Origin of the sequence: Caulobacter sp. (assembly GCF_017744445.1) — a bacterium.
GTDB lineage: Bacteria > Pseudomonadota > Alphaproteobacteria > Caulobacterales > Caulobacteraceae > Caulobacter.
This window is the reverse complement of sequence record NZ_JAGIBH010000003.1, coordinates 36737-56613: the sequence shown is the minus strand read 5'-3', so window position 1 is coordinate 56613 and position 19877 is coordinate 36737. Positions and strand designations below refer to the sequence as shown.

20 protein-coding genes are annotated in these 19877 nt (G+C 68.5%); 7 read left to right on the top strand and 13 right to left on the bottom strand.

The window, feature by feature from the left end:
- Positions 1-4 precede the first annotated feature (4 nt).
- Positions 5-931: a LysR family transcriptional regulator gene (locus J7528_RS05400; protein WP_291871919.1), complete on the bottom strand. Its 927-nt coding sequence runs from the start codon at positions 929-931 to the stop codon at positions 5-7.
- Between the two features lie 98 nt (positions 932-1029).
- Between J7528_RS05400 and J7528_RS05395 the strand changes: the two genes are divergently transcribed.
- Both J7528_RS05395 and J7528_RS05390 read left to right on the top strand, forming a co-directional pair.
- Positions 1030-2193, top strand: coding sequence for an MFS transporter (locus J7528_RS05395; RefSeq protein WP_291871918.1), 1164 nt, complete (start codon positions 1030-1032; stop codon positions 2191-2193).
- A gap of 12 nt (positions 2194-2205) precedes the next feature.
- The gene (locus J7528_RS05390) at positions 2206-3219 is read left to right on the top strand and encodes an aldo/keto reductase (protein ID WP_291871917.1); all 1014 of its coding nucleotides are present in this window, start codon (positions 2206-2208) and stop codon (positions 3217-3219) included.
- Between the two features lie 142 nt (positions 3220-3361).
- On the opposite strand, the gene J7528_RS05385 is transcribed toward J7528_RS05390, so the two are convergent.
- Positions 3362-4378, bottom strand: coding sequence for a cupin-like domain-containing protein (locus tag J7528_RS05385; RefSeq protein WP_291871916.1), 1017 nt, complete (start codon positions 4376-4378; stop codon positions 3362-3364).
- Between the two features lie 141 nt (positions 4379-4519).
- Between J7528_RS05385 and J7528_RS05380 the strand changes: the two genes are divergently transcribed.
- From J7528_RS05380 to J7528_RS05370, 3 genes are all read left to right on the top strand, one after another.
- Positions 4520-5290 carry a sulfite exporter TauE/SafE family protein gene (locus J7528_RS05380; protein ID WP_291871915.1) on the top strand — a complete coding sequence of 257 codons (771 nt, stop codon included), beginning with the start codon at positions 4520-4522 and terminating at the stop codon, positions 5288-5290.
- 230 nt (positions 5291-5520) lie between these two features.
- Positions 5521-6225, top strand: a complete 705-nt coding sequence (locus tag J7528_RS05375; RefSeq protein ID WP_291871914.1) for a hemolysin III family protein — start codon at positions 5521-5523, stop codon at positions 6223-6225.
- Between the two features lie 12 nt (positions 6226-6237).
- Positions 6238-7506 (top strand): patatin-like phospholipase family protein, encoded by a 1269-nt coding sequence (locus J7528_RS05370; protein ID WP_291871913.1) that lies wholly within the window; start codon positions 6238-6240, stop codon positions 7504-7506.
- Positions 7507-7544: 38 nt separating this feature from the next.
- On the opposite strand, the gene J7528_RS05365 is transcribed toward J7528_RS05370, so the two are convergent.
- Positions 7545-7808 (bottom strand): hypothetical protein, encoded by a 264-nt coding sequence (locus tag J7528_RS05365; protein ID WP_291871912.1) that lies wholly within the window; start codon positions 7806-7808, stop codon positions 7545-7547.
- A gap of 368 nt (positions 7809-8176) precedes the next feature.
- Between J7528_RS05365 and J7528_RS05360 the strand changes: the two genes are divergently transcribed.
- Positions 8177-8371, top strand: a complete 195-nt coding sequence (locus J7528_RS05360; protein WP_291871911.1) for a hypothetical protein — start codon at positions 8177-8179, stop codon at positions 8369-8371.
- Between the two features lie 6 nt (positions 8372-8377).
- On the opposite strand, the gene J7528_RS05355 is transcribed toward J7528_RS05360, so the two are convergent.
- The 9 genes from J7528_RS05355 to J7528_RS05315 form a co-directional block, all read right to left on the bottom strand.
- Positions 8378-8719: a hypothetical protein gene (locus tag J7528_RS05355; protein WP_291871910.1), complete on the bottom strand. Its 342-nt coding sequence runs from the start codon at positions 8717-8719 to the stop codon at positions 8378-8380.
- Between the two features lie 82 nt (positions 8720-8801).
- Complete coding sequence (locus J7528_RS05350) at positions 8802-9794, bottom strand: lipid A-modifier LpxR family protein (protein WP_291871909.1); 993 nt, start codon at positions 9792-9794, stop codon at positions 8802-8804.
- Positions 9795-9976: 182 nt separating this feature from the next.
- On the bottom strand, positions 9977-11860 hold the full coding sequence (locus J7528_RS05345; RefSeq protein ID WP_291872165.1) for a ribonucleoside-diphosphate reductase subunit alpha: 1884 nt from the start codon (positions 11858-11860) through the stop codon (positions 9977-9979).
- Between the two features lie 491 nt (positions 11861-12351).
- Positions 12352-13557, bottom strand: coding sequence for an OmpA family protein (locus tag J7528_RS05340; RefSeq protein WP_291871908.1), 1206 nt, complete (start codon positions 13555-13557; stop codon positions 12352-12354).
- Positions 13558-13904: 347 nt separating this feature from the next.
- Positions 13905-15035, bottom strand: a complete 1131-nt coding sequence (locus J7528_RS05335) for an ABC transporter permease (protein WP_291871907.1) — start codon at positions 15033-15035, stop codon at positions 13905-13907.
- Complete coding sequence (locus J7528_RS05330) at positions 15032-15952, bottom strand: ABC transporter ATP-binding protein (protein WP_291871906.1); 921 nt, start codon at positions 15950-15952, stop codon at positions 15032-15034. The genes J7528_RS05335 and J7528_RS05330 overlap by 4 nt, the downstream gene beginning before the upstream one ends.
- Positions 15949-16932: an HlyD family efflux transporter periplasmic adaptor subunit gene (locus J7528_RS05325; protein WP_291871905.1), complete on the bottom strand. Its 984-nt coding sequence runs from the start codon at positions 16930-16932 to the stop codon at positions 15949-15951. The genes J7528_RS05330 and J7528_RS05325 overlap by 4 nt, the downstream gene beginning before the upstream one ends.
- Positions 16929-17567, bottom strand: coding sequence for a TetR/AcrR family transcriptional regulator (locus J7528_RS05320; protein ID WP_291871904.1), 639 nt, complete (start codon positions 17565-17567; stop codon positions 16929-16931). Before J7528_RS05320 ends, J7528_RS05325 begins: the two co-directional genes overlap by 4 nt.
- A gap of 53 nt (positions 17568-17620) precedes the next feature.
- Complete coding sequence (locus J7528_RS05315) at positions 17621-18445, bottom strand: class I SAM-dependent methyltransferase (RefSeq protein ID WP_291871903.1); 825 nt, start codon at positions 18443-18445, stop codon at positions 17621-17623.
- 72 nt (positions 18446-18517) lie between these two features.
- Between J7528_RS05315 and J7528_RS05310 the strand changes: the two genes are divergently transcribed.
- Positions 18518-18925, top strand: a complete 408-nt coding sequence (locus tag J7528_RS05310) for a helix-turn-helix domain-containing protein (RefSeq protein WP_291871902.1) — start codon at positions 18518-18520, stop codon at positions 18923-18925.
- Here the strand turns inward: J7528_RS05310 and J7528_RS05305 are convergent.
- Positions 18922-19782: a DMT family transporter gene (locus J7528_RS05305; protein WP_291871901.1), complete on the bottom strand. Its 861-nt coding sequence runs from the start codon at positions 19780-19782 to the stop codon at positions 18922-18924. The genes J7528_RS05310 and J7528_RS05305 overlap by 4 nt on opposite strands.
- Positions 19783-19877: the final 95 nt, after the last annotated feature.

Here is a 19877-nt window from a genome sequence, read left to right as displayed (position 1 = left end):
GCGGCTAGACCGCTCGCCCCATCGGCCAATGGACATCCACCTCGGCCGCCAGGAAGTCGATCATCGCCCGCACCCGCGCGGGCAGCGGTCCGGCGTGGCCGACATAGACGGCGCTGACCGTCTCCAGCTCTCCGGAATTGAACTCGTCCAGCACCGGGACCAGGCGCCCCGCCCGGATGGGGTCGATGATGTGGAAGATGCCCAACTTGGTGATGCCCTGCCCGGCCAGCGCCAGGTGCGTGGCGCTCTCGCCATCGCCGACCAGGGCGCTGCCCTGAACGGGGTAGCTGACCCGCTCGCCGCCGATCCGGAACGGCCATTCATCCGACTGGCGTGAGAAGTTGAAAGTGATCAGGTCATGATCGGCCAGGTCATCGGGATGTTTCGGCGTCCCCCGCCGCGCCAGATACTCCGGCGAGGCGACCAGCACCGTGCGGCTGTCGCCCAGCTTCCTGGCCACCAGTTGTGAAGGCCGCATCGGCCCCACGCGGATCGCCAATTCAGCGCGTTCATCCAAGAGATCGATCACTTGGTCCGTCAGAGTGACGTCCACCTGCACCTGCGGGTTCAGGGCCGAGAACTTCGGGATCAAGGGCAGCAGATGATGCAGACCGAACGGCACGTTGGCGTTGATCCGCAGCCGGCCGCGCGGCACGGCGCAGGCGCTGACCGACCGTTCTGCCTCGTCCAGTTCGGCCAGCACCCGCAAGCTGCGTTCGTGGAAGGTCAGCCCCTCGGCCGTTAGCTGCAGCTTGCGCGTCGAGCGATTGACCAGGCGCGACCCCAGCCGGGCCTCCAGCCGCGCCACCAGCTTGCTGACCGCCGACGGCGTCATCGACAGAGCCTTGGCGGCAGCCGTGAAGCCGCCCTCCTCAACGACGCGCGCGAAGACCTCCATCTCCCCCGATCGGTTGATGTCCGAACGCGCCATCGTTCCCCCAAGTCACAAGTGAAGTTCCCAACCGCAATCTAATTCACCGAACGGAAAGGCGCCATCTGATGACCCGAACGAAACCGGAGCCGGCTGCCATGCCTCTCGCCCTCTATGCCCTGACCGTCGGCGCCTTCGGCATCGGCGTCACCGAGTTCATCATCATGGGCCTGCTAGTGCAGGTCTCCGCCGATCTGCACGTCTCAATTCCCACCGCCGGCCTGCTCATCACCGGCTACGCCCTGGGCGTCTTCGTCGGCGCGCCGATCCTGACCCTCCTCACCCGCAGTCTGCCCCGGAAGACCACCCTCTTGGTGCTGATGGCGATCTTCACCCTGGGCAATGTCCTGGCCGCCATCGCCCCGACCTACGGGATCCTGATGGGCGCGCGGCTGGTCACGGCCCTGGCGCACGGCACCTTCTTCGGCGTCGGCTCGCTGGTCGCCGTCTCCCTCGTGCCGCCTGAGCGCAAGGCCTCGGCCATCGCCATCATGTTCACCGGCCTGACCATCGCCACCTTGCTGGGCGTGCCGTTCGGCGCGTGGCTGGGCCTGGCCTTCGGCTGGCGGATGGCCTTCTGGGCCGTGGCCGGCGTCGGCGCCCTGGCGCTGATCGTGCTGGCCGCCCTGGTCCCCAGCGCCCAGGAAAAGGTCGAGCCCGCGCCCTTGCGCGAGGAATTCGCCGTCCTGGCCCGCCCGCAGGTGCAGCTGGGCCTGGCCATGACCGTCCTCGGCTTCGGCGGCGTGTTCGCGGTCTTCACCTACATCCAGCCGATCCTGATGGAGCTGGCCGGGTTCTCCAAGGAGGCCGTCTCGCCGATCCTGCTGGTGTTCGGCGCGGGCCTGGTGGCCGGCAACCTGGTCGGCGGCCGCTGGGCCGACAAGGGACTGAACGCGGCCCTGGTCGGGACGCTGGTCGCGCTGACCGTGGTCATGGGCGCCTCGGCCTTCACGTTCCATAGCCAGGTCGGCGCGGTGATCGCCGCCTTCCTGCTGGGCGCGGCCGCCTTCGCCACTGTCGCGCCGCTGCAGATGCGCGTGCTGAGCCAAGCCGGCGGCGCCGGCCAGGGCCTGGCGTCCAGCCTGAACATCGCCGCCTTCAACCTGGGAAACGCCTTCGGCGCCTGGCTGGGCGGCGTGGTGATCGCCCACGGCCCGGGCCTCTCGGCCGTGCCCCTGATCGCCGCCGCCGTGCCGCTGTCGGCGCTGGCCCTGGCCTTCTTCAGCCTGTCCCTCGAACGCCGCACGCCCGCGCTGGCTTAAGGAGATCCTCCGATGGAATACCGCACGCTGGGCCGCTCCGGCCTGAAGGTCCCCGCCCTGTCGTTCGGCGCCGGTACATTCGGCGGCCAGGGTCCGCTGTTCTCGGCCTGGGGCGATACCGACATCGCCGGCGCCCGCCGCATCGTCGACATCGCCCTCGAAGCCGGCATGACCCTGTTCGACAGCGCCGACGTCTATTCCAACGGCGCCTCGGAGGAGATCCTGGGCGCCGCCCTCGAAGGCCGCCGCGACCAGGCGCTGATCTCGACCAAGCTGGGTTTGAACGGCGGCGCCTCGCGCAAGGCCCTGATCCCCGGCGTCGAGGCGGCGCTGAAACGCCTGAAGACCGACCGTATCGACCTGCTGCAACTGCACGCCTTCGACGGCACGACGCCGGTCGAGGAGACCCTGTCAGCGCTCGACGACCTCGTCCGCGCGGGCAAGGTCCTGTACGTCGGCGCCTCGAACTTCGCCGGCTGGGAGCTGATGAAGTCCCTGGCCGCCGCCGACCGTCACGGCTGGCCGCGCTACGTCGCCCACCAGGCCTACTACTCTCTGGTCGGCCGCGACTATGAGTGGGAGCTGATGCCGCTGGGGGCTGACCAGGGCGTCGGGGCCATGGTCTGGAGCCCGCTGGGCTGGGGCCGCCTGACCGGCAAGATCCGCCGCGGCCAGCCGTTGCCGGAAACCAGCCGCCTGCACGACACCGCCGACGCCGGTCCGCCCGTGGACGACGAGCGCCTGTACCGCGTGGTCGACGCCCTGGACACTATCGCCGCCGAGACCGAGAAGACCGTGCCGCAGGTGGCCATCAACTGGCTGCTGCAGCGCCCCACCGTGTCCAGCGTCATCATCGGCGCCCGCACCGAAGAGCAGCTGCGCCAGAACCTGGGCGCGGTCGGCTGGAACCTGACGTCGGAACAAGTGGCCCGCCTGGATGCGGCCAGCGCCGTGACCCCGGCCTATCCCTACTATCCGTACTGGCGCGAGGGTGGATTTAGGGAGCTGAACCCGCCGCTGGTTTGAAGCCGAAAATCCTTTTCATCGTCATCCCGGCCGCAGCGAAGCGGAGAGCCGGGACCCAGGGGTCGCCGCAGTGCGCTTGGCCCCTGGGTCCCGGGTCGGCTACGCCGCCCGGGATGACGATGAAGAGGTTGCCCTTCCCCTCCTAGTCCCGCCCCAGCACGCGGCGCAGGAAGGCGGTCATCTCGGCTTCCCGCGTCGCGTCGGGCTTGTCTTCCAACACGCCGCGCCGCCCCTCGGGAATGTGCTCGGCCGGGTCGCCATTGGCGTGGAAGATGTAGTGCTCGAAGAAGGCCCGCCAGGCATTGCGGCGTTTGGCGGGCAGTCGACGCACGTTCCGCAGCGCATGCACGAAGGCGTCGAACGGCTGGCCACCGGGCATGTCCGCCGGCTCCCACCAGTAGTTGACCAGCAGGTTCAGCGGCCCGGTCGCCTGGACGTGGTGCCACCACAGGGTCGGGATATAGATCGCGTCGCCCGGCTCCAGCTCGGCGACCAGGGCCGCCTCCAGCGCCTGGGCGAACTTCGGAAAGCGCTCCAGGTCCGGATTGTCCAGCGACACCAGGCTGACCGGTCGCCCGGCCGGGGTGAAGTCCAGCGGGCCGATATAGAGATTGCCGACCTGGTCGGGCGGAAACAGCGTGAAGCGTCGCTGGCCGCCGACCACCACGGCGATGTTGTCGGACATGTCGTGATGGGTCTGGATGGTCGAGGCGTTGCCCAGCCACAGGCGCGGCTCGATTTTCTCGTCCAGCAGATCGAGCGCGTTGTCCCGCTCGAAGCCCGGCAGCACCGGCGCGATCGGGGTCGAGCCCACATAGATGGCCGGCGGCTCGGGATGGTCGGCCAGCCGCAGCAGCTCATCCAGCACCGGGCCAATCGGGGCCGAGCGGCGGTCGAAGTTCATGCTCCGGCCGCCTTCGTCATAGAAAAACCGCCCGCCGATCGCCGGCGCGCCCAGCATGGCCTCGACGATCGCGCCCCTGTCGAAGCGCTTCAGGTAGTCGGCCAGAGCCTTGGGCGAGGTCCGCGCGGCCTTCACCGCCGGCCAGTCGCGCGCGACGCCGCGCAGCACGGTCGGCTGGTAAAGCGGGGTCAGGTCGCGGGCAAAGGTCTCGGCGTCGATCTCGAAGATCTCAGACGGCCGACCGGGGGTAGGCATGGAGGACGCGGACTTTTCGGAAAAGGTGAGCACCGGCACGCTAAGGTGCGAAATCGGCGGTCGCGTTACCGAACGTTGCAGGTCCGCAAAGAACGACTGAACGGCCCTCGCCAAAGCGGGGAATACTGCTAAGCAGCGCTTATGCTGACCGATCCGTTCTTCTACGCGGTGGCGATCCCCGCCGTGATCCTGCTGGGCCTGGCCAAGGGCGGCTTCGCGGGCATCGGGGTGGTGGCCGTGCCGCTGATGGCGCTGGCGGTATCGCCGGTCATGGCCGCCTCGATCACCTTGCCGATCCTGCTGGTCCAGGACGTGGTCAGCGTCTGGGCGTTCCGGAAGAGCTGGGACAAGGGCCTGCTGATCCTGATGCTGCCCGCCGCCGCCGTCGGCATCTTCCTGGGCTGGGCGCTCGCCGCCTTCGTCAAGGAGGCCGCGGTCGAACTGGCCGTGGGCCTGATCTCGGTGGCCTTCGCCCTGCAGCGCCTGTGGGCCGAGCGGGCGGTCAAGGCGGCCGCGCAGGTCGAGGCTGGTCCGGCCCGTCCGTGGCTGGGCGCCCTGTGCGGCGCGGCGGCCGGCTTCACCAGCCAGATCGCCCACGCCGGCGGTCCGCCCTTCCAGATCTACGTCCTGCCCCGCCGCCTGGCGCGCGACACCTTCATCGGCACCAGCGCCATCTTCTTCGCCGTGGTGAACTGGATGAAGGTGCCGGCCTACATCGCGCTGGGCCAGTTCACCCCCAAGGTGCTGATGACCGCCGGCGTGCTGCTGCCCCTGGCCATCGCCTCGACCTGGGGCGGGGTGTGGGTGGTGCGCCGGGTGCCGGCCGAGGGCTTCTACAAGGTGATCTACGTGCTGCTGGTGGCGGTCGGCGGCAAGCTCGTCTTCGACGGCGCGCGGGGCCTGTTCTTCTAACCCAACCCTGTCATCCCGGAAGCCTCGCAGAGGCTATCCGGGACCGCCGGAAGCGCAGCGCGTGTGGCGGTCCCGGCTCTCCGCTCCGCTACGGCCGGGATGACATCCCAGGGAGCCGATTTTCCCGCCATCGTGTCGCCAACGCCCTTTCGCGGCCACGATGATCGACGCTTATATGTCACGGAACGAACCTAGCGTTCGTACGTACTTCCACCGGACTGGGCGGGGCCATGACTGCGACCAACACCCTTGTTGAGACGGGCACGACCGAGATCGTCGTTGAAAAGCCGGCGACGCATTACCCGACGCCCGGCGCCAAGTGCGCCGACCTGGTGGTGCACCTGGCCGGCCTGGCCTGCGCCCTGCTGGGCGGCGGCATCCTGCTGGGCCTGGCCTTTGGCATGGGCGACCTGAAGCAGGTCGCGGCGGTCAGCGTCTACACCGTGGGCCTCATTTTGATGCTGTCGCTGTCGACGGCCTACAATTTCGCCAAGGCCCGCTGGCGGCCGCTGCTGCGCCGCTTCGACCATGCCGGCATCTTCGTGATGATCGCCGCCTCGTACACGCCCTTCACCACCCAGAACCTGACCGGCTGGTGGGCCATCGGCATGACCACGGCGGTGTGGAGCGTCGCCGGCCTGGGCGTGCTGGCCAAGCTGTTCCTGCCCGGCCTGGACAAGCGGTTCTGGGTCGGCCTGTACCTGGCCCTGGGCTGGCTGGTCCTCGTGGCCATCAAGCCGATGATCGACGGCCTGTCGTGGGTGGCCCTGCTGCTGCTGGCCATCGGCGGCCTGGTCTATTCCACCGGAACCATCTTCTACCTGATGCGTCGCCTGAAGTTCCGCCGCGCCATCTGGCACGGCCACGTCATCGGCGGCGCCGGCCTGCACTATGCGGCCGTCCTGGTGGGCGTGGTGCTGGCCAGCGCGCACTAGCAGAGGACCACCTTGGAAAAGGACCCGAACGGCACATTCAGCCTCCAGGGCTTCTTCAAGGACTGGAAGACCGCCGATCCGCTGCGCGGCAAGCGCCTGGCCGCTCCGCCGTCCGACCGCCATGTCGAGGCCGCCGGCTTTCCGGGCGTGCGCCTGTCGGTCGACCAGGCCGACGACGCCCTGCGCAGCGCCGCCGACCGCCTGGCCCCGCTGCGCTCGCTGATCGGCCGCGACGAGTTCAACATCCTGGCCCTGTCCGGCGGCGCGGCCGGCGGCGCCTATGGCGCGGGCGTGCTGACGGGCCTATCCAAGGCCGGCCGCCGCCCCGACTTCGCCATCGTCACCGGCGTCTCGACCGGCGCCCTGATCGCCCCCCTGGCCTTCCTGGGCCCGGCCTGGGACGAGCGCCTGACCGACGCCTATGTCGGCGGCCACGCCACCGAGTTGCTCAGCCTGCGCCGCCTGGCCCCCGCCCTGGGCCCCAGCATCTTCAAGGGCGAGAGCCTGGACGCCCTGGTCGAGACCTTCGTCGACCAGGAGATGGTCGAGGCCGTCGCCGTCGAGCACGCCAAGGGCCGCCGCCTGCTGATCGCCACCACCAACCTGGACAGCCAGCGCGCCGTGGTCTGGGACATGGGCGAGATCGCCACCCATGGCGGCGACGAGGCCCTGAAGCTGTTCCGCGCCCTGCTGGTCGCCTCGTCCTCGGTGCCGGGCATCTTCCCGCCCAAGCTGATCGAGGTCGAGGTCGACGGCCACCGCTACCAGGAAATGCATGTCGACGGCGGCGTCGCCGCGCCGCTCTTTTTGATGCCCGACGCCCTGCTGCATTGGCGCAATCTGGGCCCCCGCTTCCGGCGCGGCCGCGTGCACGTGATCGTCAACACGGTGCTGGATCCCTCGACCCAGTCGACCCCGCCCGGCGTGGCCTCGATCATGGCCCGCAGCTTCGACACCATGCTGCGGTTCTCGTATCGCCAGGCCCTGAGCCTGGCCGCCGGTTTCTGCGCGCGCCACAACCTGCCGCTCAGCGTGGCCTCGATCCCCAACAGCTTCGAAGGCTTCAACCTGCTGAAGTTCGAGACCGATCTGATGCGCCGCATTTACGACGCCGGTCACCAGCTGGCCCAGGACGGCGGCGCCTGGACCAGCGCGGTCGAGGAACAGAGCCTGTGGCGCGGCCTCTTCAAGAAACAGGTCCCCTCGATCTCGGCCGGCACGGGCGTCATCGTGCGGGATGAGCCCGGCCCGGTGGGCGTCGAGGCGCCGCTGGAGCCTTAGGGGCGAGGTCGCTCTTGGGCGGTTGGCCGACGCTCAGCCTATGTCTGGCCGCCAAGCTTCTTCTCCAGGATGGCGACAACACTTTTGAGCTCCGCGAGTGTCAGTCCGGCGCGCCTCGCGTCGCGCCCTTCGTAGAAGACACGCTCGGGCTCATTGAACAGCGAACAGAAAACCACCGTCGGCGACTGGCCATCGTGTTCGTCGATCAACAGGACTCCCAGCTCTTCCTTGGGCTGCCACATCAGATAGGTGCGCTCGAAGTGGTCGGAGTCGGCCCACACAGGTTCCGCTAGCGGGTTCACGTCTTCTTCCTCATAGGCGCTATGGGCGGACCTGCGCTTCTAGCAGGCCCGAGGCGGTTCCGCGAAGGTTGGAGAGCGGCCACCGCCGCAGGCCCCCACCTGACCGCTACGCGGTCGTCCGCCCCCAGAGGGGGCGGAAGGTGATCGCTCCTTCTTCCCCCTAAGGGGGAGGAGCGCGTCAGCGCGGAGGGGGCAAGTATGGGTCGAAAGCCGCCCTGCGGTAGCCTCTCAGGTCCCGCGAAGGCTGCAGCGCGCAGCGCCGCACGCTCCAGCGCCCGAAAGGTTCCCGTCTTCGTCCTGAAATCTTCGTGTGTTGTCCTGGCCGTTCCGCGCGCCAGTATCGCGCCCGGAGAGGGAGCCCCACACACATGCACACGACGTTTCGCCAAGGCGATCTGCTGATCCGCACCGGCATGGACCTGCCGCATCTAGGCGTCTTCGCCGGTCAGGTCTACGAGGTCGACACGCACGAGGCCCAGCACCCCGAGGGCCTGTTCCTGAAGGGCTGGATCGAGGGTTTTGATCCGCTGAACTTCCGCCGGCACGAGGCGGCGGGGGTCTAGAACCCCTTAAGCCTTCTTCAGCCAGCGGGCCCGCAGCTTGGCCACGTTCGGCGGGTCGCTGCGGAAATCCGAAGCCAGGCCCAGGCGCGCATTGCACGACGGGCAACGCACCGAGTCCTCGTCGGCCAGCTCGGCCGGCGGGTCGAAGCGCGTGCCGCAGGGCTTGCACTTCCAGTCACCGGTCGCCGGAGGCGGCGGCGGCTCGACCGGCGGCGGGGCCTGGGGCGTGAACACGGTGGTGCGGGCCGACGGCTTGACCATGCGCTCGAGCGGCGGCGGCCCGCCGGGGGCGGCGACCGGGCTCTTGAGGCTCAGGGTCTTGCGGCGCGGGGGCTCGCTCTCGCTCATGGTCTCGCTGGTGCAATGAAAGGACCGGCGCTTGCTGCATGAAAGCGACCGGAAACACAAGCTTTATAGGGCTGAAAGCCTTTTACCAGTGCGGTTTGAGGCTGAACGACAGCGCCACCACGTCATCCTTCTGCGTGGCCAGGCCCATGATGCCTTCCTTGGCCTTGATCTCGCGGTGGATGTAGCCCAGCGAAGCCTGCATCGGACCCCGGCGCCAGGCGACGCCAGCCTGGCTGTCGCCGATCAGGCGGCTGGTGGTGTCCTGCGTCAGGCCCGCCCGGGCCCAGTCGCCATTCTGGCCGCGCAGCATGTTGAAGCCCACGGCCCGACCGCTGGCGGCGGCGAAGATGTACCAGCGCCCGCGATCGCCGAAAGCGTCGTCGCCTTCGCGAACGCCCAGAGCGTCGTTCACCCGGTCGCCCATGTTCTTCTTCTTGCCCAGGCGCACCGTGGCGCCGGCCTCGGCCGAGCCGCCGGCGGCGCCGAAGCCCAGTCCGGCGTGCGGCGTGACGTCGAGGGCGAACCTGCGGCCCTTCAGGGCGACGGCGGCGGGCCAGCCGCGAGTCACGGTCACGTCGACGTCCTGGACGTCGTAGGCGTCGCTGTCGGGACGGACGAGCGTGAGGGGTGCGACCCCGGCGGTGCGGGCCACGCCGGCCATCGAGACGCGCACGCTGTCGATCGGGCCGCCGGCCGCGGCCTGGCGGGTGAAGGCGTTCGAGCGCCAGGTCACCGGGCCCATGCCGTCATAGAAGCGGTCGGCGTCCAGGATGCGGGCGTCGCCGGCGATGGCGGCGGCGGGCGAGAGGGCGAAACCGCCTTCGATCTCGCCTTCCGGCGCGTCGATGGCGCTGGTCATGAAGCCGGTCGCGCTGCTGGGATCCAGCGGGCGCAGGGTCTCGGGTTTGACCTGGAAAGAAATCGGCGGGGCAGGCTTGCTGGCGGCCGAGGCGGCCTTATCTGACGCCTTGACCTTGGCGGCCTTGGCAGCCGCACAGGCCGATGACGCATGAGCGCCCGTCATGGCCAGTACGGCCACAAGGCACAAGATACGACGCTCCCCAGCGCTACGCATCACGGATTCCCCAATCCAACTGCCACCCAGCCTACGCGCTTCGCGTCGCCTGTCCACCGCGACGAATGCGCACGTGGTGAACAGCCGTAAACGCCTACGGTTCCCCCGAACCGTTACGCCATAAGGAAACGGCGGCGTGATCACTCACGCCGCCGTCGCTTAATCTGAGTCTGTGACAGACCTTATTGGCAGGCCAGGCACTCGTCGTAGTCGGTCTTTTCCGGCACGTCGAAGCCGCTGCTGACGGCTTCCGCCTTCTCGTCAGCGCCGGCATAGGCCGCGCGCTGCACCGACTTGGAGCGCAGGTAGTACAGCGACTTCACGCCGCGCTCCCAGGCCATCCAGTGCAGCATGTGCAGGTCCCACTTGTCGACGTCGCCCGGCAGGAAGACGTTGACGGACTGGCTCTGGCAGATTTCCGGCGTGCGGTCGGCGGCCAGCTCGACCACCCAGCGCTGATCCAGTTCGAAGGCGGTCTTGTAGACGTCCTTCTCGTCCTGGCTCAGGAAGTCCAGGTGCTGGACCGAGCCTTCGTTCTCCAGGATCGAGCCCCACACCGCGTCGGTGTTCTGGCCCTTCTCCTCGAGCAGGGTCTCCAGATAGGGGTTCTTCACCGCGAACGAGCCCGACAGGGTCTTGTGGGTGTAGATGTTGGCCGGGATCGGCTCGATGCCCGCCGACGTGCCGCCGCAGATGATCGAGATCGAGGCGGTCGGGGCGATGGCCAGCTTGTGCGAGAAGCGCTCGACCGAGCCGCGATCGGCGGCGTCCGGGCACGGGCCCTTCTCTTCACCCAGAGCGATGGAGGCCTTGTCGGCTTCGCGGCGCAGGTGCTTGAACATCCGCATGTTCCAGCTCTTGGCCAGGGCGCTCTCGAACGGAACGTTCTGGCTCTGCAGGAAGCTGTGGAAGCCCATCAGGCCCAGGCCCACCGAACGCTCGCGCATCGCGGCGTAGGCGGCGGTCGCGGCCGCGTCCGGGGCGCGGTCGATGAAGTCCTGCAGGACGTTGTCCAGGAAGCGCATGACGTCCTCGATGAACGTCGGGTGGTCGCGCCATTCCAGGAAGGTCTCGGCATTGACCGACGACAGGCAGCAGACGGCGGTGCGCTCGTTGCCCAGGTGGTCGGTGCCGGTGTGCAGCATGATCTCGCTGCACAGGTTCGACTGGCGCACCTTCAGGCCCAGCTCGCGCTGGAACGACGGCATGGCCTTGTTCACGGTGTCGGAGAAGATCAGGTAGGGCTCGCCGGTCTGCAGGCGCAGCTCCAGGACCTTCTGCCACAGGGCGCGGGCGTCGACTTCACGCAGGACCTCGTTGGTCTTGGGCGAACGCAGGCCGAACTTGGTCCCATCACGCACGGCGTGCATGAACTCGTCGGTGATCGACAGGCCGTGGTGCAGGTTCAGGGACTTGCGGTTGAAGTCGCCCGACGGCTTGCGGATCTCGAGGAACTCTTCGATTTCCGGGTGGTGGATGTCGAGATAGACGGCGGCCGAGCCGCGACGCAGCGAGCCTTGGCTGATCGCCAGGGTCAGCGAGTCCATCACGCGGATGAAGGGGATGATGCCCGAGGTCTGGCCCTGGCCCTTGACCTTCTCGCCGATCGAGCGGACGCCGCCCCAGTAGGTGCCGATGCCGCCGCCGTTGGCCGCCAGCCAGACGTTCTCGTTCCAGACGCCCAGGATGCCGTCCAGGCTGTCGTTGACGGCATTGAGGAAGCAGCTGATCGGCAGGCCGCGATCCGCGCCGCCGTTCGACAGCACCGGGGTGGCCGGCATGAACCACAGGCGGCTCATATAGTCGTAGACGCGCTGGGCGTGCTCGGCGTCGTCGGCGAAGGCCGTCGATACGCGGGCGAACATGTCCTGATAGGACTCGCCCGGCAGCAGGTAACGATCTTCCAGGGTGGTCTTGCCGAAGTCGGTCAGCAGGGCGTCGCGCGAGCGATCCACCTGGACCTTCTGCACCAGCGCCAGCTGCGGGCGCTTGGCGGGCTTGATCGCCGCCAGGCGGGCTTCATTCCGAACGCTCGTCTTCGCCGCTTCACTGCCGTTCATGACCAAATCCATTGCTCAATCAGCGTGTTCCGGAGAAGGGACGTGCCCCGGTCAGCCGCTATATCTTGTGGCTGAGGAGCCCCCTCAACCCAGATATGGGGCCATAAGGGTGAATGACTCGTCAACGCCTCGAACCCCAGTTTTTCGTTAACAACCTGTGAACGGCGCGAACTTGCGTAGGCGGGACAAGGGGTTGCCTGGGCGAACTTTTTTCAGCCGCGACAGGACGCCGCAAGGCGCCTCCAGAGATCCGCCCCCGGACAACGCCGTTCGTTAACAGGATGGCCACAAGGGATAGTGGTCGGGGGTGGACGACGCCCGTGAACTCGCGTGCGGAACGACCGCGACGAAAGCCCCGGAAATCGGGCCTCCGGGTCCAATGTGGGGTCGCTGGACCCGGACGCCAAGCGTCAGCTGGGGACCAATCAGGGGTCCCGACATAGAGAAAGGGCCCGGCGTCGCCGCCGGGCCCTCCCAAGTCTTCAGTCGATTCGATCTTAGAAGTTGATCGAGATCGTGGAACGGCGGTTCAGCGGTTCCTTCACACCGTCGCCGGTAGCGACGGCCGGAGCGCTTTCACCCTTCCAGTCGACGCCGAGCACGGCAGCCGGGACGCCTTGCGAGACCAGGGCGTCAGCGACGGCCTTGGCGCGGCGTTCCGAGAGCTTGGCGTTGTACTTCGGCGAACCCGACGTGTCGGTGTGACCGACGACGACGATCTTCGTCGCGTGGCCGTCGTTCGAGTACTTCGCGGCTTCCGTGACCACCGATTGCGCTTCCGTCGTAAGGACCGATTGGTCGAACGGGAAGTACACGATGAACTCGCGGGCCTCATACTGCGGCGGCGGCGGAGGCGGCGGCGGCGGGGGAGGCGGCGGAGGCGGAGGCGGCGGGGGAGGCGGAGGCGGCGGGGGCGGCGGCGGCGGAGGCGGCGACGCGAACGAGTAGCGGAGACCCACGGTCACCGACTGGTCCTTGTACTGGCCTTCGAAGGCGCCCGGCTGCAGCGAGTTCGAGCCCAGCGACTGCCAGGTGTGCTCGCCGCCGGTGATGTAGCGGTAGGTGAAGTCGATCTTCAGCTTGTCCGTGGCCTTGATCGAGGCGCCGGCGATGGCTTGCCAAGCGATGGCGAGATCGTCGTCGTCAACGGTCAGGTTCTGGATGGCCGGGTTGGTCGCCGTGATGGCGCCCGGGACGCTGCTGAACTGACCCAGGGTCTTGACGTCCAGGCGGTTGATGCCGACGCCAGCGCCCAGGAAGGGGTTCAGCCACGAGTCCGGAGCGAAGTCATAGATGACATTCGCCATCAGGGTCCAGGCTTCGATCGAGCCGTCCGGCGAGCCGCAGGTCGGAGCGGCGGCGGTGCGGGTCACGCCCGGGGTGCAGAGGCCGACCGGCAGACGCTGAGCGGGGCCGTGGACGCTCTTCAGGTCGCCGGGGCGATAGCCGCCTTCGACTTCAGCACGCCAGTGCGGGTTGAACTGGTAGCCCAGGCGCACGAAGCCGGTCCAGTCCTTCTCGGACTTCCAGGCCCAGTGATAGTGAGCGCCGTCCGGAGCGTTTTGGTCCGACTCGGTCTTCACGCTCTGCGGCCAGTGATAGCCAAGGTCGACCGCGCCGTACCAGCCGGTCTCTTGGGCCGAAACGCCCGACGCGGCGAACACCGCGGCCAGAGCAGCTCCTGCCAGGAGGTTGAGTTTCATAGTTGAAGAGCCCTCTATTGCCCTGCCCAGGCCGGAGACCGACCGAGCATTGTTATACCAAGGCGAACGCCACGGGAAAGTGTCAGCAAAGACACACTCGTCAGGTTTCGCCCCCCTGCCCTTTGCTCAGGAAAGCTCAACAAGACCGCCCCTCAGAATCAACTTCCGAGCGTGCCCGCCGTCTCCCACGGAAGATAAGCGTCTGCTCCGCTGGGTTCGCACGTGAACCGTTTGCACGCAAGGGCTTGAAGCCAGGAAATGGTCAAGCATTCGCAGATCGTCGCCGAAAAACCTCACCTTTTCACAGCTTCCGTCAGGTCCTCGACCAACCTTGGCCAGATGCGAGGCTAATCCAGAGTGGTGCGGTAGCGGGCCATGGCCAGGGCCGAAACGGCCAGGACGAACACCCCGAGGGCGGAGAGACTTGGCCACAGCTGGGCGACGTCCAGCCCCTTGAGCAAGGCGCCCCGCACCACCCGAAGGAAGTGTGTCACCGGGATCACGGTCCCCAAGCCTTGCGCCCACTCGGGCATGCCCCGGAAGGGGAACATGAAGCCCGACAGCAGGATCGACGGGAAGATATAGAAGAACGACATCTGCATCGCCTGCAGCTGGGTGCGGGCCACGGTCGAGATCAGGAATCCCAGGGCCAGCGACCCGATGATGAACAGTACGACGCCCAGGCAAAGCGCCGTCCAGCCGCCGGCCATCGGGATCTGGAACAGCGCCCGCGCCAGCATCAGGATCACCGCCGTCTGGATGATCCCGACGGCCACATAGGGCGCCAGCTTGCCGATCATCACCTCGATCGGCCGTGCGGGCGTCGCCAGCAGGCTCTCCATGGTGCCGCGCTCATACTCGCGGGTGACGCCCAGCGAGGTCATCATCACCAGAGTCATGGACAGGATCACGCCCAGCAGGCCCGGCACGATATTGTACGAGGTGATGGCCTCGGGATTGTAGCGACGGTGGATCACCACCTCGAACGGATCGCCACCCTGCTTGGCCACGGCCCCCACCAGGTCGCGCGATAGCGCCGTGCGCGGCAGGTTGGCCAGGGCCGCGATGGCTCCGCCGGTGGCGGCGGGATCCGAAGCGTCGGCCTCGACCAGGATCTGCGGCGCGTCGCCTCGCACCACGCGGCGGGTGAAGTCGGCGGGGATGGTCAGGGCGAACTGCGCCTCGCCGCGCGCCACCGCGTCATCCAGCTCCCGGGGCGAGGTCGCCGTGCGGACGATCTCGAAATAGCCGCTGTTGACCAGGGCCGAGAGGGTCGAGCGCGCCATCGGCCCCTGGTCCTGCACCAGCACCGCCGTCGGCAGGTCGCGCGGGTCGTTGTTGATGGCGTAGCCGAACAGCAAGAGCTGCACGATCGGCATGACCAGGATCATGGCGTAGGTCAGCCGGTCGCGGGTGAGCTGGATGAACTCCTTGATCAGCACCGCCAGGATGCGGGCGCCGGACAATCTCGCGCTCATTGAAAGTTGTCCGACGACTGGCCCATCAGCCGGATGAACACGTCCTCCAGGGTCGGCTGCACCTCGGTCCAGACCAACGGCGGCTTCTGATAAGGCGCGATGGCGGCTTCCAGCGCCGCGCGGTCGGTCCCGCTGACATGCAGGGCCGCGCCGAACGGGGCGGCCATGATCACGCCGGGCTTGCCCGCCAGCTCACGGGCCAGGCGGTCGGCCCCTTGCCCTTCCGCCCGGAAGGTGACGAGGCCGCTGTCGGCGATGACCTCATCCGCCGTGCCGCGCGCCATCAGCTTGCCGTAGGCGATGTAGGCGATGTCGTGGCAGCGCTCGGCCTCGTCCATGTAGTGGGTCGAGACCATGACGGTCAGCCCCTCGGCCGACAGGGCGTGGATCTCGTCCCAGAACTCGCGGCGCGCCTTGGGATCGACGCCGGCGGTGGGCTCGTCCAGCAACAGCAGCTTGGGCTCGTGCATGACGCTGGCGGCCAGGGCCAGGCGCTGCTTCCAGCCGCCCGACAGCGAGCCGGCCAGCTGCTTCTTGCGAGCGGTCAGACCCAGGCGGTCCAGGCTGTCGCGCACCCGCTCGCGACGGCGATCCAGCTCGTGGACGCGGGCCACGAAGTCGAGGTTCTCCTCGATCGACAGGTCCTCGTAGAGCGAGAACTTCTGGGTCATGTAGCCGGTCTGGCGCTTGACCGCCTCGGCGTCCCGCCGGAAGTCCAGGCCCAGCACACGACCCTCGCCGCTGTCGGGGGTGAGCAGGCCGCACAGCATGCGCAGCGTCGTGGTCTTGCCCGAGCCGTTGGGGCCCAGGAACCCGGTGATCCGTCCCCGCTCGACCTGGATCGAGACGTCCTGCACCACATGGCGCGGACCAAAGCTCTTGTTCAGCCCCCGGACGTCGACGGCCAGGTCGCTCACTTCTCGCCCTCCAGGGGGACGACGTCGACCGGCTGGCCAGGGGCCAGGGGCGCGCCGGGATCCGGCCGGGCCTCGACCAGGAACACCAGGCGCTGGCGGGCCTCGCGGCTGTAGATCACCGGCGGGGTGAACTCCGAGCGCGGCGAGACATAGTTGATCCGCGCCGTCCGCTCGGGACCGCAGCCGTCGCAAGAGAAGCGCACCGCCATGCCGGCGCGATATCGCGCGACCTCCGCCTCCGGCACGAAGAAGCGCAGGCGCACGCGGTCGTCGCTCAGCAGGGCCACGACCGGCTGGTTGGCGGCGGCCCATTCGCCGGGCTGGTAGAAGACGTCCTGCACCCGGGCGGCCTTGGGCGCGCGCGGGCTGATCTGGTCCAGGCGGTCCTGGGCGGCGGCCAGGGCCTCGCGGGCCGAGGCGACGGCCGATTGCGCGGCGTTCACCGCGTCCGGGCGCTGGCCCAGGGTCCCGACATCCTTGCGGCGCGCGACGGCGGCGGCGTTGGCGCGGGCGGTGTCCAGGGCGGCCTTGACCTGGTCCAGGCGCGCGGGGGCGTAGATACCCTTCTTCACCAGCGGCGCGATGCGGCTGTAGTCGGCCTGGGCCTGACGCACCTGGGCGTCGGCGGCGGCGCGCTCGGCGTCGAACACCGCCAGCTCCTGCGGCCGCTGGCCCTTCTGCGCGTCACGCAGCTGCGCCGAGGCGATGGCTGCCTGGGCGGCGGCCTGGTCGCGGGCGGCGGTCAGCTGGGCGGCGTCGAGGGCGAACAGGGGCTGGCCGGCCTTCACCCTGTCGCCACGCTGGACGGCGACGGTGCTGACCAGGCCGGCGTTCGACGCGCCGACATAGAGGGTCTCGCCCTCGACATAGCCCGACAGGCGGTGCGGGCGATGGGCGTCCGGGCCCAGCAGCTTCCAGCCGAGGAACCCGACGACACCCACGGCCGCGACGATGGCGACGGTGCGGACCGGCGGCTTCACTTGAGGACGCCCGCGCGCGGCGCCAGACCCGCCAGCACGGTGTCGCCATGCGCCGAGATCAACAATTCCAGGTCCAGAGCCGGCGCGCCGACGGGGGTGAAGGTTTCCTGCCAGATCACCCCCATCAGGATCGGCCCCATGATGCTGAAGGCCTGCAGGCGCGGATCGCCCAAGCGGATCTCGCCCCGCACCTGCGCCTTGGCCAGGGCCGTGCTCAACGCGCCCAGCGCGCGGCTGACCACCTCGTCGTGCCAGACGCGCGCCAGCTCCGGAAAGTTGCGGGACTCGCCGATCACCAGCTTGGCCACCGCGCCCAGGCGGGTCTTGCCGATCATCTGGCCCATGCGGGCCAGCACTATGCGCATCAGGTCGGGGAACGGGACCGTCGTCTGCGCCAGCACCTGCTCCATGTCGAGATTGGGGACGACCGCCTCACGGACGACCGCGCGGAAGAGGTCCTCCTTGGTCTCGAAATAGAGATACAGCGCGCCCTTGGAGATGCCCGCCCGCGCGGCGATGTCGTCCAGCTTCGCGGCGGCGAAGCCCTTTTCCGCGAACACATCGAAGGCCGCCTGGACGATTTCGCCCGGCCTGGCCTCGGCGCGTCGGCGCCACTTGGGAGATCCAGCTTGCATGCTCTCACGCCTTTAATGACTCTTCGGTCATTAAAGGCGTCTTGGCTAAAAACTCAAGCCTTGGCTGTGACCAGCCAGCAGGCCGAGGTCATCTGGGCCACGCCGTCTTTCACATAAGGCTCCAGCGCGATGGCCACCGCGTCCCAGACCGTGTCGCGCAGGTCGTCGTCGGCGTCCTTCAGGATTGGATTCAGCGGCCCGACGCGCAGGCTCATGGTCATCAGCTCGTCGAAGGACAGCGGGTTGACCGTGTCCAGAGGCGCGATCTGGATGTCCCGCCAGCCGCTGGTTTCCAGGATGCCGCGCACCCGCTCGGCGTCGGCGAAGGCGAAGCGGCCGGGGCCCGTGGCGTCGAACGCCGGAACCTCGGGCAGGAACGGCGCGGCCGCCTTCAGCGGGACCTGCGACAGCGGATTCTCCGCCGGGCTTCGCCAGCACGCGAAGGCCAGCCGGCCGGCGGGCTTGAGCGCGCCGCGCAGATTGGCGAAGGCCGCGACCGGGTCGGGAAAGAACATCACCCCGAAGCGCGAGACGATGGCGTCGTACTCGGCTTTGAAGGCCTGCGTCTGGGCGTCCGCCAGCAGGAACTCGACGCCCTCGACGCCGTCCTCGCCCGCGCGGCGGCGCGCCAGCTCGACCAGGGCCGGCGAGATGTCGACCCCGACCGCGCGCCCCGTCGGACCGGTGCGCCAAGCCGCCGCGAAGGTGGTTGCGCCCGAACCGCAGCCGACGTCCAGCACGGCCTCGCCGTTCACGAGACCAGCAGCCTCGACCACCGCCTCGGCGATCGGGGCCATCAGCCGGTCGAGCAAGCCCTGGTGCTCGACCCACACCCGGCCGGCGCGGTCCCAATAGGCCGCCATGTCGCGATCACTCATGCCTGTCTCCGTCGTTGCGGTCGTTTGTGTCGTCGCTCATCCTGCAAGTTCAAGCGCACTTGAGGTCAAGCGGTGTTCGACATCGATATTTCAGAACTCTCGAAACGCTCGGGCGCCCAGGCCTCGGCGCTGCGGTTCTACGAGGAGAAGGGGCTGATCGCCTCGACCGGGCGGCGGGGGCTCAAGCGGATGTTCGCGGCCGACACCGCCGAGCGGCTGTCACTGATCGCGTTGGGCCGGGCGTCGGGCTTCTCGCTGGAAGAGATCGCCGCCCTGCTCGACGGCCCCGACATCGACCGCGGCCGCCTGCGGACCAAGGCCGACGACCTCGATCGCCGAATCGAGCAGCTGACCCGCATGCGCGACGGCCTGCGCCACGCCGCCGATTGCAAGGTCCCCCAGCTGATGGACTGCCCACACTTCCTGCGCATCGTGAAGGTCGCCGGCGCGCGACGGCGGTACCGCGCGGAAGCGCTCTAGGCGAACCGCTTGGCGCCGGCCACGCACAGCACGATCACGGCGGTGACGGCCAGCATGGCGGGCGCGACCGCCTCGTGCAGCAAGAGGCCGGCCAGCGCCAGGCCGAAGAACGGCTGCAGCAGTTGCAGTTGCCCGACCTTGGCGATCCCTCCCAGGGCCAGGCCCCGGTACCAGAACACGAAGCCGATCAGCATCGAAAACACCGAGACATAGGCCAGGCCCAGCCAGGCGCCCGCCGCGATGCCGCTCCAGGTCATCGGCAGGGTGACCACCGCCAGGATCGCCATCACCGGCAGAGCCAGGACCAGCGCCCAGCAGATCACCTGCCAGCCGCCCAGGCGCCGCGACAGCACCGCCCCCTCGGCATAGCCCAGCCCGCAGGCGACGATCGCCGCCACCATCAGGAGGTCGCCGATCACCGAGCCCGACCCGCCGCGCGAGACCGCGAAGCCCGCCACCGACAGGCTGCCGATGATGGAGAAGATCCAGAAGGCGGGCTTGGGCCGCTCGCCCCCGCGCAGCACGCCGAAGATCGCCGTCGCCAGCGGCAAAAGCCCGACGAAGACGACCGAGTGGGCGGTGTCGATATGCTGCAAGGCCAGCGCCGTCAGCAGCGGAAAGCCCACGACCACACCCAGGGCCACCACCAGCAGCGGCTTCAGGTCCTTCTGGGCCGGCCGCTTCTGCTTGAGACCCCACAGCAGCACCGCGCCCAGCAGGGCCGCGATCACCGCGCGTGCGCAGGTCAGGAACACCGGCCCGAAGCCGCCGATCGCCACACGCGTGGCCGGCAGCGAACCGCTGAAGATGATCACGCCCAGGAGCCCGCTGCCCCAGCCTTTGGATGTCTGTTCCATGGGCGTGCTGTACGAGCGCCACCGCGCCGGACACAGAAACGGTCGATACGATCCGAACCGAACTGTATGCTACTCATAGCCATACAGTTGAGGAA